At 61.9% G+C, this 15,596-nt stretch carries 1 protein-coding gene; it reads left to right on the top strand.

What is annotated here, in order from left to right; genetic code table 11:
- Positions 1–72: 72 nt before the first annotated feature.
- Positions 73–15,552 (top strand): retention module-containing protein, encoded by a 15,480-nt coding sequence (locus ACTG2T_RS13995; protein ID WP_439973794.1) that lies wholly within the window; start codon positions 73–75, stop codon positions 15,550–15,552.
- The last annotated feature ends 44 nt before the right edge of the window (positions 15,553–15,596 follow it).

Here is a 15,596-nt window from a genome sequence, read left to right on the forward strand (position 1 = left end):
TGGTTATTTTCCCCCTCAGTCTGCAAAGTAGGCTGTGGCTTATTGCATTCAAATCAGGATTCAGGAGAGAACATGATCACCAATGCCGTTACCTTGGAACAGGGCGTAACCGTAACCCAACTTAAAGGACAAATTTATCTGGTTGCCGCAGATGGCAGCCGGAAGCTGTTGGCTGAAGGTGATGTGCTGCCGAAAGGGGCGGTGATCATGTCGCCGGATGGCGCTAGTTTCATGGGCGGCGGACAGTCGTTCACTGTGCAACCAGCCAGCGAACAGAGTGAGCCTGCCGAAGAGGGAGATGCTCCCCAGCTGGCGCAAAACGGCGCTGCAGGTACTCCTGATGATATCAGTGCCCTACAACAGGCCATTTTGGGCGGCGCGGACCCGACCCAGGCCTTTGAAGCCTCCGCCGCAGGCGGTGCACCTGCCGCCGGTGGTGGCGGTATTGGGGGCGTCGCCGGTGCCAGTGGCAACGGCGGTTTTGTCACCATCGACCGTACCGGTTCCGCAACCATTGCTGAAGCCACTTTCGATACCACCTACAACACCAATGGCGAGCCACCGCTGGGTGCTGCTGGCGAAGATGAAGTATTTGACCTGACTCCGCCCACCATTTCCGTCGTTGCGCCAGATAACACCAATGACACCACTCCGACCCTGACCGGAACCACGGATGCTCCCGTTGGCAGCATCGTCACCCTGCTGGTTACCGATGCAAACGGTAATCAACAAACCCTGACCGCGATCGTCACACCCACTGGCACCTTCACCGTGGAAGTGGTGACCCCTTTGGCTGAAGGCTCTTATACCGTAACAGCCACAGTGACCGATCCTGCGGGGAATACAGGTAGTGCGACTGATTCAGGGAGTGTGGATGTAACGGCTCCAGCGATCACCGTCGATGCGCCTGACAATACCAATGACACCACACCGACTATCACTGGTACTAGCAATGCGGTTCCAGGCAGCACGGTCACTCTTGTGGTGACCGATGCCAATGGCACTCAGCAAACCCTGACTACCACCGTGCAACCGGGTGGTGGTTACAGCGTGGATGTCACCACTCCGTTGGCGGAAGGCAGCTATCAAGTAACGGCCAGCGTCACCGATCCGGCCGGCAACACCGGCACCGCGACCGACGATGGCAGCGTGAATATTGATGAGTCGGTCGATGCAGTCAATGACGAGTACGAGGTCAACGAAGATGGCTCGGTGAGCCTGAACCTGCTGGCCAACGACAAGGCGCCGGATGGCGGGCTAGCAATTCAGTCCATCAACGGCGTCGAGCTGACCGGACTGGCGCAGACCATAGCGGTACAGGGTGGCAATGTCGTGATTGCGGCGGATGGCAGCATCAGCTTTGTGCCGGGCAAGGACTTCAACGGTGAGATCAGCTTTAACTATGTGGCCGAAGACGTTGACGGCGATACCGACAGTGCCAAAGTCAACATCACCGTCAAGCCGGTGGACGACGCGACGGTTGTGGCGCCGGACAGCAACACGGTGACCGAAGACACCCCGCTGGTGGTGGGCAAGGCCGGTGGTCTGCTGGCGAACGACAGTGACGTGGACAACACGCTGACGGTGAGCAAGATCACCGTGAACGGTACCGACTACACCGTGGGTGCCAACGGTGCGACCGTGGAGCTGGCGGGCAAGGGCACCCTGGTGGTGAACAGTGATGGCAGCTACAGCTTCACGCCGGTGAAAGACTTCGCCGGAGCCCTGCCGGTGGTGGGTTACACCACCAACACCGGCGCGAGCTCGACACTGACGCTGACCATGACGCCGGTGGACGACGCGACGGTTGTGGCGCCGGACAGCAACACGGTGACCGAAGACACCCCGCTGGTGGTGGGCAAGGCTGGTGGTCTGCTGGCGAACGACAGTGACGTGGACAACACGCTGACGGTGAGCAAGATCACCGTGAACGGTACCGACTACACCGTGGGTGCCAACGGTGCGACCGTGGAGCTGGCGGGCAAGGGCACCCTGGTGGTGAACAGTGATGGCAGCTACAGCTTCACGCCGGTGAAAGACTTCGCCGGAGCCCTGCCGGTGGTGGGTTACACCACCAACACCGGCGCGAGCTCGACACTGACGCTGACCATGACGCCGGTGGACGACGCGACGGTTGTGGCGCCGGACAGCAACACGGTGACCGAAGACACCCCGCTGGTGGTGGGCAAGGCCGGTGGTCTGCTGGCGAACGACAGTGACGTGGACAACACGCTGACGGTGAGCAAGATCACCGTGAACGGTACCGACTACACCGTGGGTGCCAACGGTGCGACCGTGGAGCTGGCGGGCAAGGGCACCCTGGTGGTGAACAGTGATGGCAGCTACAGCTTCACGCCGGTGAAAGACTTCGCCGGAGCCCTGCCGGTGGTGGGTTACACCACCAACACCGGCGCGAGCTCGACACTGACGCTGACCATGACGCCGGTGGACGACGCGACGGTTGTGGCGCCGGACAGCAACACGGTGACCGAAGACACCCCGCTGGTGGTGGGCAAGGCCGGTGGTCTGCTGGCGAACGACAGTGACGTGGACAACACGCTGACGGTGAGCAAGATCACCGTGAACGGTACCGACTACACCGTGGGTGCCAACGGTGCGACCGTGGAGCTGGCGGGCAAGGGCACCCTGGTGGTGAACAGTGATGGCAGCTACAGCTTCACGCCGGTGAAAGACTTCGCCGGAGCCCTGCCGGTGGTGGGTTACACCACCAACACCGGCGCGAGCTCGACACTGACGCTGACCATGACGCCGGTGGACGACGCGACGGTTGTGGCGCCGGACAGCAACACGGTGACCGAAGACACCCCGCTGGTGGTGGGCAAGGCCGGTGGTCTGCTGGCGAACGACAGTGACGTGGACAACACGCTGACGGTGAGCAAGATCACCGTGAACGGTACCGACTACACCGTGGGTGCCAACGGTGCGACCGTGGAGCTGGCGGGCAAGGGCACCCTGGTGGTGAACAGTGATGGCAGCTACAGCTTCACGCCGGTGAAAGACTTCGCCGGAGCCCTGCCGGTGGTGGGTTACACCACCAACACCGGCGCGAGCTCGACACTGACGCTGACCATGACGCCGGTGGACGACGCGACGGTTGTGGCGCCGGACAGCAACACGGTGACCGAAGACACCCCGCTGGTGGTGGGCAAGGCTGGTGGTCTGCTGGCGAACGACAGTGACGTGGACAACACGCTGACGGTGAGCAAGATCACCGTGAACGGTACCGACTACACCGTGGGTGCCAACGGTGCGACCGTGGAGCTGGCGGGCAAGGGCACCCTGGTGGTGAACAGTGATGGCAGCTACAGCTTCACGCCGGTGAAAGACTTCGCCGGAGCCCTGCCGGTGGTGGGTTACACCACCAACACCGGCGCGAGCTCGACACTGACGCTGACCATGACGCCGGTGGACGACGCGACGGTTGTGGCGCCGGACAGCAACACGGTGACCGAAGACACCCCGCTGGTGGTGGGCAAGGCCGGTGGTCTGCTGGCGAACGACAGTGACGTGGACAACACGCTGACGGTGAGCAAGATCACCGTGAACGGTACCGACTACACCGTGGGTGCCAACGGTGCGACCGTGGAGCTGGTGGGCAAGGGCACCCTGGTGGTGAACAGTGATGGCAGCTACAGCTTCACGCCGGTGAAAGACTTCGCCGGAGCCCTGCCGGTGGTGGGTTACACCACCAACACCGGCGCGAGCTCGACACTGACGCTGACCATGACGCCGGTGGACGACGCGACGGTTGTGGCGCCGGACAGCAACACGGTGACCGAAGACACCCCGCTGGTGGTGGGCAAGGCCGGTGGTCTGCTGGCGAACGACAGTGACGTGGACAACACGCTGACGGTGAGCAAGATCACCGTGAACGGTACCGACTACACCGTGGGTGCCAACGGTGCGACCGTGGAGCTGGCGGGCAAGGGCACCCTGGTGGTGAACAGTGATGGCAGCTACAGCTTCACGCCGGTGAAAGACTTCGCCGGAGCCCTGCCGGTGGTGGGTTACACCACCAACACCGGCGCGAGCTCGACACTGACGCTGACCATGACGCCGGTGGACGACGCGACGGTTGTGGCGCCGGACAGCAACACGGTGACCGAAGACACCCCGCTGGTGGTGGGCAAGGCTGGTGGTCTGCTGGCGAACGACAGTGACGTGGACAACACGCTGACGGTGAGCAAGATCACCGTGAACGGTACCGACTACACCGTGGGTGCCAACGGTGCGACCGTGGAGCTGGCGGGCAAGGGCACCCTGGTGGTGAACAGTGATGGCAGCTACAGCTTCACGCCGGTGAAAGACTTCGCCGGAGCCCTGCCGGTGGTGGGTTACACCACCAACACCGGCGCGAGCTCGACACTGACGCTGACCATGACGCCGGTGGACGACGCGACGGTTGTGGCGCCGGACAGCAACACGGTGACCGAAGACACCCCGCTGGTGGTGGGCAAGGCCGGTGGTCTGCTGGCGAACGACAGTGACGTGGACAACACGCTGACGGTGAGCAAGATCACCGTGAACGGTACCGACTACACCGTGGGTGCCAACGGTGCGACCGTGGAGCTGGCGGGCAAGGGCACCCTGGTGGTGAACAGTGATGGCAGCTACAGCTTCACGCCGGTGAAAGACTTCGCCGGAGCCCTGCCGGTGGTGGGTTACACCACCAACACCGGCGCGAGCTCGACACTGACGCTGACCATGACGCCGGTGGACGACGCGACGGTTGTGGCGCCGGACAGCAACACGGTGACCGAAGACACCCCGCTGGTGGTGGGCAAGGCCGGTGGTCTGCTGGCGAACGACAGTGACGTGGACAACACGCTGACGGTGAGCAAGATCACCGTGAACGGTACCGACTACACCGTGGGTGCCAACGGTGCGACCGTGGAGCTGGTGGGCAAGGGCACCCTGGTGGTGAACAGTGATGGCAGCTACAGCTTCACGCCGGTGAAAGACTTCGCCGGAGCCCTGCCGGTGGTGGGTTACACCACCAACACCGGCGCGAGCTCGACACTGACGCTGACCATGACGCCGGTGGACGACGCGACGGTTGTGGCGCCGGACAGCAACACGGTGACCGAAGACACCCCGCTGGTGGTGGGCAAGGCTGGTGGTCTGCTGGCGAACGACAGTGACGTGGACAACACGCTGACGGTGAGCAAGATCACCGTGAACGGTACCGACTACACCGTGGGTGCCAACGGTGCGACCGTGGAGCTGGCGGGCAAGGGCACCCTGGTGGTGAACAGTGATGGCAGCTACAGCTTCACGCCGGTGAAAGACTTCGCCGGAGCCCTGCCGGTGGTGGGTTACACCACCAACACCGGCGCGAGCTCGACACTGACGCTGACCATGACGCCGGTGGACGACGCGACGGTTGTGGCGCCGGACAGCAACACGGTGACCGAAGACACCCCGCTGGTGGTGGGCAAGGCCGGTGGTCTGCTGGCGAACGACAGTGACGTGGACAACACGCTGACGGTGAGCAAGATCACCGTGAACGGTACCGACTACACCGTGGGTGCCAACGGTGCGACCGTGGAGCTGGCGGGCAAGGGCACCCTGGTGGTGAACAGTGATGGCAGCTACAGCTTCACGCCGGTGAAAGACTTCGCCGGAGCCCTGCCGGTGGTGGGTTACACCACCAACACCGGCGCGAGCTCGACACTGACGCTGACCATGACGCCGGTGGACGACGCGACGGTTGTGGCGCCGGACAGCAACACGGTGACCGAAGACACCCCGCTGGTGGTGGGCAAGGCTGGTGGTCTGCTGGCGAACGACAGTGACGTGGACAACACGCTGACGGTGAGCAAGATCACCGTGAACGGTACCGACTACACCGTGGGTGCCAACGGTGCGACCGTGGAGCTGGCGGGCAAGGGCACCCTGGTGGTGAACAGTGATGGCAGCTACAGCTTCACGCCGGTGAAAGACTTCGCCGGAGCCCTGCCGGTGGTGGGTTACACCACCAACACCGGCGCGAGCTCGACACTGACGCTGACCATGACGCCGGTGGACGACGCGACGGTTGTGGCGCCGGACAGCAACACGGTGACCGAAGACACCCCGCTGGTGGTGGGCAAGGCTGGTGGTCTGCTGGCGAACGACAGTGACGTGGACAACACGCTGACGGTGAGCAAGATCACCGTGAACGGTACCGACTACACCGTGGGTGCCAACGGTGCGACCGTGGAGCTGGCGGGCAAGGGCACCCTGGTGGTGAACAGTGATGGCAGCTACAGCTTCACGCCGGTGAAAGACTTCGCCGGAGCCCTGCCGGTGGTGGGTTACACCACCAACACCGGCGCGAGCTCGACACTGACGCTGACCATGACGCCGGTGGACGACGCGACGGTTGTGGCGCCGGACAGCAACACGGTGACCGAAGACACCCCGCTGGTGGTGGGCAAGGCCGGTGGTCTGCTGGCGAACGACAGTGACGTGGACAACACGCTGACGGTGAGCAAGATCACCGTGAACGGTACCGACTACACCGTGGGTGCCAACGGTGCGACCGTGGAGCTGGCGGGCAAGGGCACCCTGGTGGTGAACAGTGATGGCAGCTACAGCTTCACGCCGGTGAAAGACTTCGCCGGAGCCCTGCCGGTGGTGGGTTACACCACCAACACCGGCGCGAGCTCGACACTGACGCTGACCATGACGCCGGTGGACGACGCGACGGTTGTGGCGCCGGACAGCAACACGGTGACCGAAGACACCCCGCTGGTGGTGGGCAAGGCTGGTGGTCTGCTGGCGAACGACAGTGACGTGGACAACACGCTGACGGTGAGCAAGATCACCGTGAACGGTACCGACTACACCGTGGGTGCCAACGGTGCGACCGTGGAGCTGGCGGGCAAGGGCACCCTGGTGGTGAACAGTGATGGCAGCTACAGCTTCACGCCGGTGAAAGACTTCGCCGGAGCCCTGCCGGTGGTGGGTTACACCACCAACACCGGCGCGAGCTCGACACTGACGCTGACCATGACGCCGGTGGACGACGCGACGGTTGTGGCGCCGGACAGCAACACGGTGACCGAAGACACCCCGCTGGTGGTGGGCAAGGCCGGTGGTCTGCTGGCGAACGACAGTGACGTGGACAACACGCTGACGGTGAGCAAGATCACCGTGAACGGTACCGACTACACCGTGGGTGCCAACGGTGCGACCGTGGAGCTGGTGGGCAAGGGCACCCTGGTGGTGAACAGTGATGGCAGCTACAGCTTCACGCCGGTGAAAGACTTCGCCGGAGCCCTGCCGGTGGTGGGTTACACCACCAACACCGGCGCGAGCTCGACACTGACGCTGACCATGACGCCGGTGGACGACGCGACGGTTGTGGCGCCGGACAGCAACACGGTGACCGAAGACACCCCGCTGGTGGTGGGCAAGGCCGGTGGTCTGCTGGCGAACGACAGTGACGTGGACAACACGCTGACGGTGAGCAAGATCACCGTGAACGGTACCGACTACACCGTGGGTGCCAACGGTGCGACCGTGGAGCTGGCGGGCAAGGGCACCCTGGTGGTGAACAGTGATGGCAGCTACAGCTTCACGCCGGTGAAAGACTTCGCCGGAGCCCTGCCGGTGGTGGGTTACACCACCAACACCGGCGCGAGCTCGACACTGACGCTGACCATGACGCCGGTGGACGACGCGACGGTTGTGGCGCCGGACAGCAACACGGTGACCGAAGACACCCCGCTGGTGGTGGGCAAGGCCGGTGGTCTGCTGGCGAACGACAGTGACGTGGACAACACGCTGACGGTGAGCAAGATCACCGTGAACGGTACCGACTACACCGTGGGTGCCAACGGTGCGACCGTGGAGCTGGCGGGCAAGGGCACCCTGGTGGTGAACAGTGATGGCAGCTACAGCTTCACGCCGGTGAAAGACTTCGCCGGAGCCCTGCCGGTGGTGGGTTACACCACCAACACCGGCGCGAGCTCGACACTGACGCTGACCATGACGCCGGTGGACGACGCGACGGTTGTGGCGCCGGACAGCAACACGGTGACCGAAGACACCCCGCTGGTGGTGGGCAAGGCCGGTGGTCTGCTGGCGAACGACAGTGACGTGGACAACACGCTGACGGTGAGCAAGATCACCGTGAACGGTACCGACTACACCGTGGGTGCCAACGGTGCGACCGTGGAGCTGGCGGGCAAGGGCACCCTGGTGGTGAACAGTGATGGCAGCTACAGCTTCACGCCGGTGAAAGACTTCGCCGGAGCCCTGCCGGTGGTGGGTTACACCACCAACACCGGCGCGAGCTCGACACTGACGCTGACCATGACGCCGGTGGACGACGCGACGGTTGTGGCGCCGGACAGCAACACGGTGACCGAAGACACCCCGCTGGTGGTGGGCAAGGCTGGTGGTCTGCTGGCGAACGACAGTGACGTGGACAACACGCTGACGGTGAGCAAGATCACCGTGAACGGTACCGACTACACCGTGGGTGCCAACGGTGCGACCGTGGAGCTGGCGGGCAAGGGCACCCTGGTGGTGAACAGTGATGGCAGCTACAGCTTCACGCCGGTGAAAGACTTCGCCGGAGCCCTGCCGGTGGTGGGTTACACCACCAACACCGGCGCGAGCTCGACACTGACGCTGACCATGACGCCGGTGGACGACGCGACGGTTGTGGCGCCGGACAGCAACACGGTGACCGAAGACACCCCGCTGGTGGTGGGCAAGGCTGGTGGTCTGCTGGCGAACGACAGTGACGTGGACAACACGCTGACGGTGAGCAAGATCACCGTGAACGGTACCGACTACACCGTGGGTGCCAACGGTGCGACCGTGGAGCTGGCGGGCAAGGGCACCCTGGTGGTGAACAGTGATGGCAGCTACAGCTTCACGCCGGTGAAAGACTTCGCCGGAGCCCTGCCGGTGGTGGGTTACACCACCAACACCGGCGCGAGCTCGACACTGACGCTGACCATGACGCCGGTGGACGACGCGACGGTTGTGGCGCCGGACAGCAACACGGTGACCGAAGACACCCCGCTGGTGGTGGGCAAGGCCGGTGGTCTGCTGGCGAACGACAGTGACGTGGACAACACGCTGACGGTGAGCAAGATCACCGTGAACGGTACCGACTACACCGTGGGTGCCAACGGTGCGACCGTGGAGCTGGCGGGCAAGGGCACCCTGGTGGTGAACAGTGATGGCAGCTACAGCTTCACGCCGGTGAAAGACTTCGCCGGAGCCCTGCCGGTGGTGGGTTACACCACCAACACCGGCGCGAGCTCGACACTGACGCTGACCATGACGCCGGTGGACGACGCGACGGTTGTGGCGCCGGACAGCAACACGGTGACCGAAGACACCCCGCTGGTGGTGGGCAAGGCTGGTGGTCTGCTGGCGAACGACAGTGACGTGGACAACACGCTGACGGTGAGCAAGATCACCGTGAACGGTACCGACTACACCGTGGGTGCCAACGGTGCGACCGTGGAGCTGGCGGGCAAGGGCACCCTGGTGGTGAACAGTGATGGCAGCTACAGCTTCACGCCGGTGAAAGACTTCGCCGGAGCCCTGCCGGTGGTGGGTTACACCACCAACACCGGCGCGAGCTCGACACTGACGCTGACCATGACGCCGGTGGACGACGCGACGGTTGTGGCGCCGGACAGCAACACGGTGACCGAAGACACCCCGCTGGTGGTGGGCAAGGCTGGTGGTCTGCTGGCGAACGACAGTGACGTGGACAACACGCTGACGGTGAGCAAGATCACCGTGAACGGTACCGACTACACCGTGGGTGCCAACGGTGCGACCGTGGAGCTGGCGGGCAAGGGCACCCTGGTGGTGAACAGTGATGGCAGCTACAGCTTCACGCCGGTGAAAGACTTCGCCGGAGCCCTGCCGGTGGTGGGTTACACCACCAACACCGGCGCGAGCTCGACACTGACGCTGACCATGACGCCGGTGGACGACGCGACGGTTGTGGCGCCGGACAGCAACACGGTGACCGAAGACACCCCGCTGGTGGTGGGCAAGGCCGGTGGTCTGCTGGCGAACGACAGTGACGTGGACAACACGCTGACGGTGAGCAAGATCACCGTGAACGGTACCGACTACACCGTGGGTGCCAACGGTGCGACCGTGGAGCTGGTGGGCAAGGGCACCCTGGTGGTGAACAGTGATGGCAGCTACAGCTTCACGCCGGTGAAAGACTTCGCCGGAGCCCTGCCGGTGGTGGGTTACACCACCAACACCGGCGCGAGCTCGACACTGACGCTGACCATGACGCCGGTGGACGACGCGACGGTTGTGGCGCCGGACAGCAACACGGTGACCGAAGACACCCCGCTGGTGGTGGGCAAGGCTGGTGGTCTGCTGGCGAACGACAGTGACGTGGACAACACGCTGACGGTGAGCAAGATCACCGTGAACGGTACCGACTACACCGTGGGTGCCAACGGTGCGACCGTGGAGCTGGCGGGCAAGGGCACCCTGGTGGTGAACAGTGATGGCAGCTACAGCTTCACGCCGGTGAAAGACTTCGCCGGAGCCCTGCCGGTGGTGGGTTACACCACCAACACCGGCGCGAGCTCGACACTGACGCTGACCATGACGCCGGTGGACGACGCGACGGTTGTGGCGCCGGACAGCAACACGGTGACCGAAGACACCCCGCTGGTGGTGGGCAAGGCCGGTGGTCTGCTGGCGAACGACAGTGACGTGGACAACACGCTGACGGTGAGCAAGATCACCGTGAACGGTACCGACTACACCGTGGGTGCCAACGGTGCGACCGTGGAGCTGGTGGGCAAGGGCACCCTGGTGGTGAACAGTGATGGCAGCTACAGCTTCACGCCGGTGAAAGACTTCGCCGGAGCCCTGCCGGTGGTGGGTTACACCACCAACACCGGCGCGAGCTCGACACTGACGCTGACCATGACGCCGGTGGACGACGCGACGGTTGTGGCGCCGGACAGCAACACGGTGACCGAAGACACCCCGCTGGTGGTGGGCAAGGCCGGTGGTCTGCTGGCGAACGACAGTGACGTGGACAACACGCTGACGGTGAGCAAGATCACCGTGAACGGTACCGACTACACCGTGGGTGCCAACGGTGCGACCGTGGAGCTGGCGGGCAAGGGCACCCTGGTGGTGAACAGTGATGGCAGCTACAGCTTCACGCCGGTGAAAGACTTCGCCGGAGCCCTGCCGGTGGTGGGTTACACCACCAACACCGGCGCGAGCTCGACACTGACGCTGACCATGACGCCGGTGGACGACGCGACGGTTGTGGCGCCGGACAGCAACACGGTGACCGAAGACACCCCGCTGGTGGTGGGCAAGGCCGGTGGTCTGCTGGCGAACGACAGTGACGTGGACAACACGCTGACGGTGAGCAAGATCACCGTGAACGGTACCGACTACACCGTGGGTGCCAACGGTGCGACCGTGGAGCTGGCGGGCAAGGGCACCCTGGTGGTGAACAGTGATGGCAGCTACAGCTTCACGCCGGTGAAAGACTTCGCCGGAGCCCTGCCGGTGGTGGGTTACACCACCAACACCGGCGCGAGCTCGACACTGACGCTGACCATGACGCCGGTGGACGACGCGACGGTTGTGGCGCCGGACAGCAACACGGTGACCGAAGACACCCCGCTGGTGGTGGGCAAGGCCGGTGGTCTGCTGGCGAACGACAGTGACGTGGACAACACGCTGACGGTGAGCAAGATCACCGTGAACGGTACCGACTACACCGTGGGTGCCAACGGTGCGACCGTGGAGCTGGCGGGCAAGGGCACCCTGGTGGTGAACAGTGATGGCAGCTACAGCTTCACGCCGGTGAAAGACTTCGCCGGAGCCCTGCCGGTGGTGGGTTACACCACCAACACCGGCGCGAGCTCGACACTGACGCTGACCATGACGCCGGTGGACGACGCGACGGTTGTGGCGCCGGACAGCAACATGGTGACCGAAGACACCCCGCTGGTGGTGGGCAAGGCTGGTGGTCTGCTGGCGAACGACAGTGACGTGGACAACACGCTGACGGTGAGCAAGATCACCGTGAACGGTACCGACTACACCGTGGGTGCCAACGGTGCGACCGTGGAGCTGGCGGGCAAGGGCACCCTGGTGGTGAACAGTGATGGCAGCTACAGCTTCACGCCGGTGAAAGACTTCGCCGGAGCCCTGCCGGTGGTGGGTTACACCACCAACACCGGCGCGAGCTCGACACTGACGCTGACCATGACGCCGGTGGACGACGCGACGGTTGTGGCGCCGGACAGCAACACGGTGACCGAAGACACCCCGCTGGTGGTGGGCAAGGCTGGTGGTCTGCTGGCGAACGACAGTGACGTGGACAACACGCTGACGGTGAGCAAGATCACCGTGAACGGTACCGACTACACCGTGGGTGCCAACGGTGCGACCGTGGAGCTGGCGGGCAAGGGCACCCTGGTGGTGAACAGTGATGGCAGCTACAGCTTCACGCCGGTGAAAGACTTCGCCGGAGCCCTGCCGGTGGTGGGTTACACCACCAACACCGGCGCGAGCTCGACACTGACGCTGACCATGACGCCGGTGGTTGACGGCGTGACGCTGAAGGTTGAGCTGGTGAGTGGCGGGTTTGTGCCGGGAGCGGTGAAGGTGGAACAGATTGTGTCCGGCCTGAATGGCAAGACGCCTTCTACGTCGCCAACTAACAAAGATGATTATCTGGTTTCCAGTAATGGCGGCTGGGTTCAAGGCGGTGTTGGCCATGACACCATCAAATACGGCAGTGGCGATAGCTTCCTGGCCGATGGCGGGGTGGGGGATGATATTCTGATCGGTGGTGCGAGTGATGTTGATTATCTGATCGGTGGCGATGGGGATGACATATTGATTGGCGGTAAAAATGCTGTTGCGTCGGTCACTCTACATGGCGATGCCGGCAACGATACGCTGATTGCCCAGAGCTTGAAGGCCTCTACCTCATATTATGGTGGCGATGGTCTGGATGTGGCCTATATGCCGGGCTCGATGAAGGATCTCAAGCTGATTAAGCCTAGTGGCTCACAGAGCTTTGATTACAGTCTCGTGTATAAAGACCCGATTAGCGGTGCTTTGACTTACCATGATTTTTACAGCGTTGAGACCCTTTATCTGCAAGATGGCAAGTATGAGTTCAAGGATGGCAACCTGACTAAGGTGGCAGATCTGGCGACCTTGAAGGTTGATGTCGATTTGATCGATACCGATGGCAGCGAACATTTTACCGAGTTGACTATCAAGGGGTTGCCACAGGGTACTGTGCTTTCGGGTGGCACACTGCAAGCCGATGGTAGTTGGAAAGTACCGGCCAGCATGCTGGATAGAGACGGGAAATTGTCGCTGCAGGTGGAGTTGCCTGTCGGTAGCCAGAATATCAAGGTGACCGTGGTGGCAGGCTCGCAAGAGTATGACATGAATGGTCAGCCGATAGTCGGTGAAGTGAAATATACCGAAGCGGATACCGGCTTTATGGTCAAGCCCACTAACCCGAATGGGGACAATGGTACGTCAGACAAACCTGTCGAGGGTGGGCGTGGTGATGATGTATTGCTGGGAGATATAGGTGGTATCAAGACCTCTGTTGAACCGGGTAAAAACTACAATATCGCGCTGATCGTTGATACGTCGGGTAGCATGCAATGGGGATTGGATGGCAGCCAATACCCTGCTACGGGTAAAGACAGAATGACGTTGACGATTAACGCCCTGAAAGCGTTGGCCAATCAGCTGGCGGACCATGATGGTGTCGTTAACGTGACGCTCATAGGCTTTCATGAGTGGGCAAGTTCACTCTTGACGATTAGCGATCTGTCCAAGAGTAATGTGCAGTCATTTATCGACAAGGTCAGCTCGTTGTCTGCTGGCGGTGCGACCAACTATGAGGATGCCTTTATCAAGGCTACCCAGTGGTTTAACAGCAAGCCTGGCAGCAGTTCCGGATTGACCTTTGAGAATGTCACTTACTTCCTGACCGATGGTGATCCAACAGCTTATAATGGGAACAGTAATGCATCTGAATCTGATGCGATGCAAAAGGCTATCGATGCATTTGGACATTTGTCCGGGCAAAGCGAGGTCAAGGCGATCGGCATCGGTAATGGCGTGAAGAAGGAAAATCTGGAGTATTTTGACAATACGCAGGTGACTGGCTCAGGCACTAAATATGAGAATGCTCTGTTACTGAATGATTTTTCCAGCAATACGGGGCCATGGAGCGCGAGTAGTTGGAGCCTAGCCGGCGATATCTTTGGGAGTGTCACAAGGGTCGGTAGTCGGTTGGAATTGACGGACAATGCGAAAAACGATGCGTCGGTATTTGCTAGCGAAAAAATGACGTTGGCGGCTGGTAGCGGTCTGCGCTTCGACCTGAGCAAAGGTAGTGATGTCGGCTCCGCAGACAGTTTCTCGGTGCAGCTGCAACGCTGGAACGGTACTGCCTGGGTAAACATCGGTGCTGCGGTGACCTCAGTGGGGACAATCAACAGCGGTGCGCTGGCTGCGGGCGATTACCGTTATGTCTTTACCATAAACGAGTGGGGAAGCTCAGGAACGGCTACCCTGAAGATCGATAACTTGAATAAGGTGATAGGTGGGCGTCCGCCAGTTGGTCAGCCCGACATCATCAATACGGCAGATCAGCTCAAGGCCGTTCTGGTCGGCAGTTCGACCACCAACACTCCTGCCGAAGTGGGGGCCGATGTCCTGCACGGTGGCGCGGGTAACGATATCCTGTTCGGGGATGCCATCAATACTGATCACCTGCCGTGGGGCACGGCTGGCAACCCAGCCAAGCCGGCAGATTGGGTTGATGGCAAGGGACTGGATGGTCTGACCCAGTTCCTGACCTTGAAAAACGGTTATGCACCCAGCTCCCTTGAGCTTTACGAGTACATCAAGGGGAATGCCAACTCATTTGATGTGGCGGGCGATACCCGGGGGGGCAACGACAAGCTGCACGGGGGGCTGGGGGACGATATCCTGTTTGGCCAGGGTGGTGACGATGAGCTCTACGGTGACGATGGCAAGGATATCCTTTATGGCGGCACCGGCAGCGACAAGCTGGATGGTGGTGCCGGGAACGATATTCTGAGCGGCGGCATGGGCAACGATACTCTGAGCGGTGGTCTGGGCAACGACATACTGACCGGTGGCGATGGAGCGGATATCTTCGTGTGGAACAAGGGGGATACCGAATCAGGTAAGTTGACGGTTGATACTGTCACGGACTTCAAACCGAGCCTGAGTGATCCGACGCTGCGCGACAAGCTGGATCTGAGTGACCTGCTGGATCATGATGGGTCTAAAACAGAGTCATTGCTTAAAAATCTGTTGTCTGTGTCTGCAGATAGCCAAGGTGTGCATCTCAAGGTTAGTGATTCGGTGGGTGGTTCTGTGACCCAGGAGATTGTGTTGTCTGGTCACACTTTTGGCTCTCTGACCGGTAATAGTGGTGCAACGGCTAGCCAGGTGATCGATTACATGTTGGCCAACAACATGCTCGATATTGATAAACAGTAAGCACTAACAACTACGCAATAAAAAAGCGGCAGAGCAATCTGCCG

Source organism: Aeromonas sp. 75A, assembly GCF_051919425.1.
In the GTDB taxonomy this organism is placed as follows: Bacteria; Pseudomonadota; Gammaproteobacteria; order Enterobacterales; family Aeromonadaceae; genus Aeromonas; species Aeromonas veronii.

Excerpts from the sequence above, each read along its gene's own strand:
- ACTG2T_RS13995 (WP_439973794.1), top strand. The coding sequence starts at position 73 with ATGATCACCAATGCCGTTACCTTGGAACAGGGCGTAACCGTAACCCAA.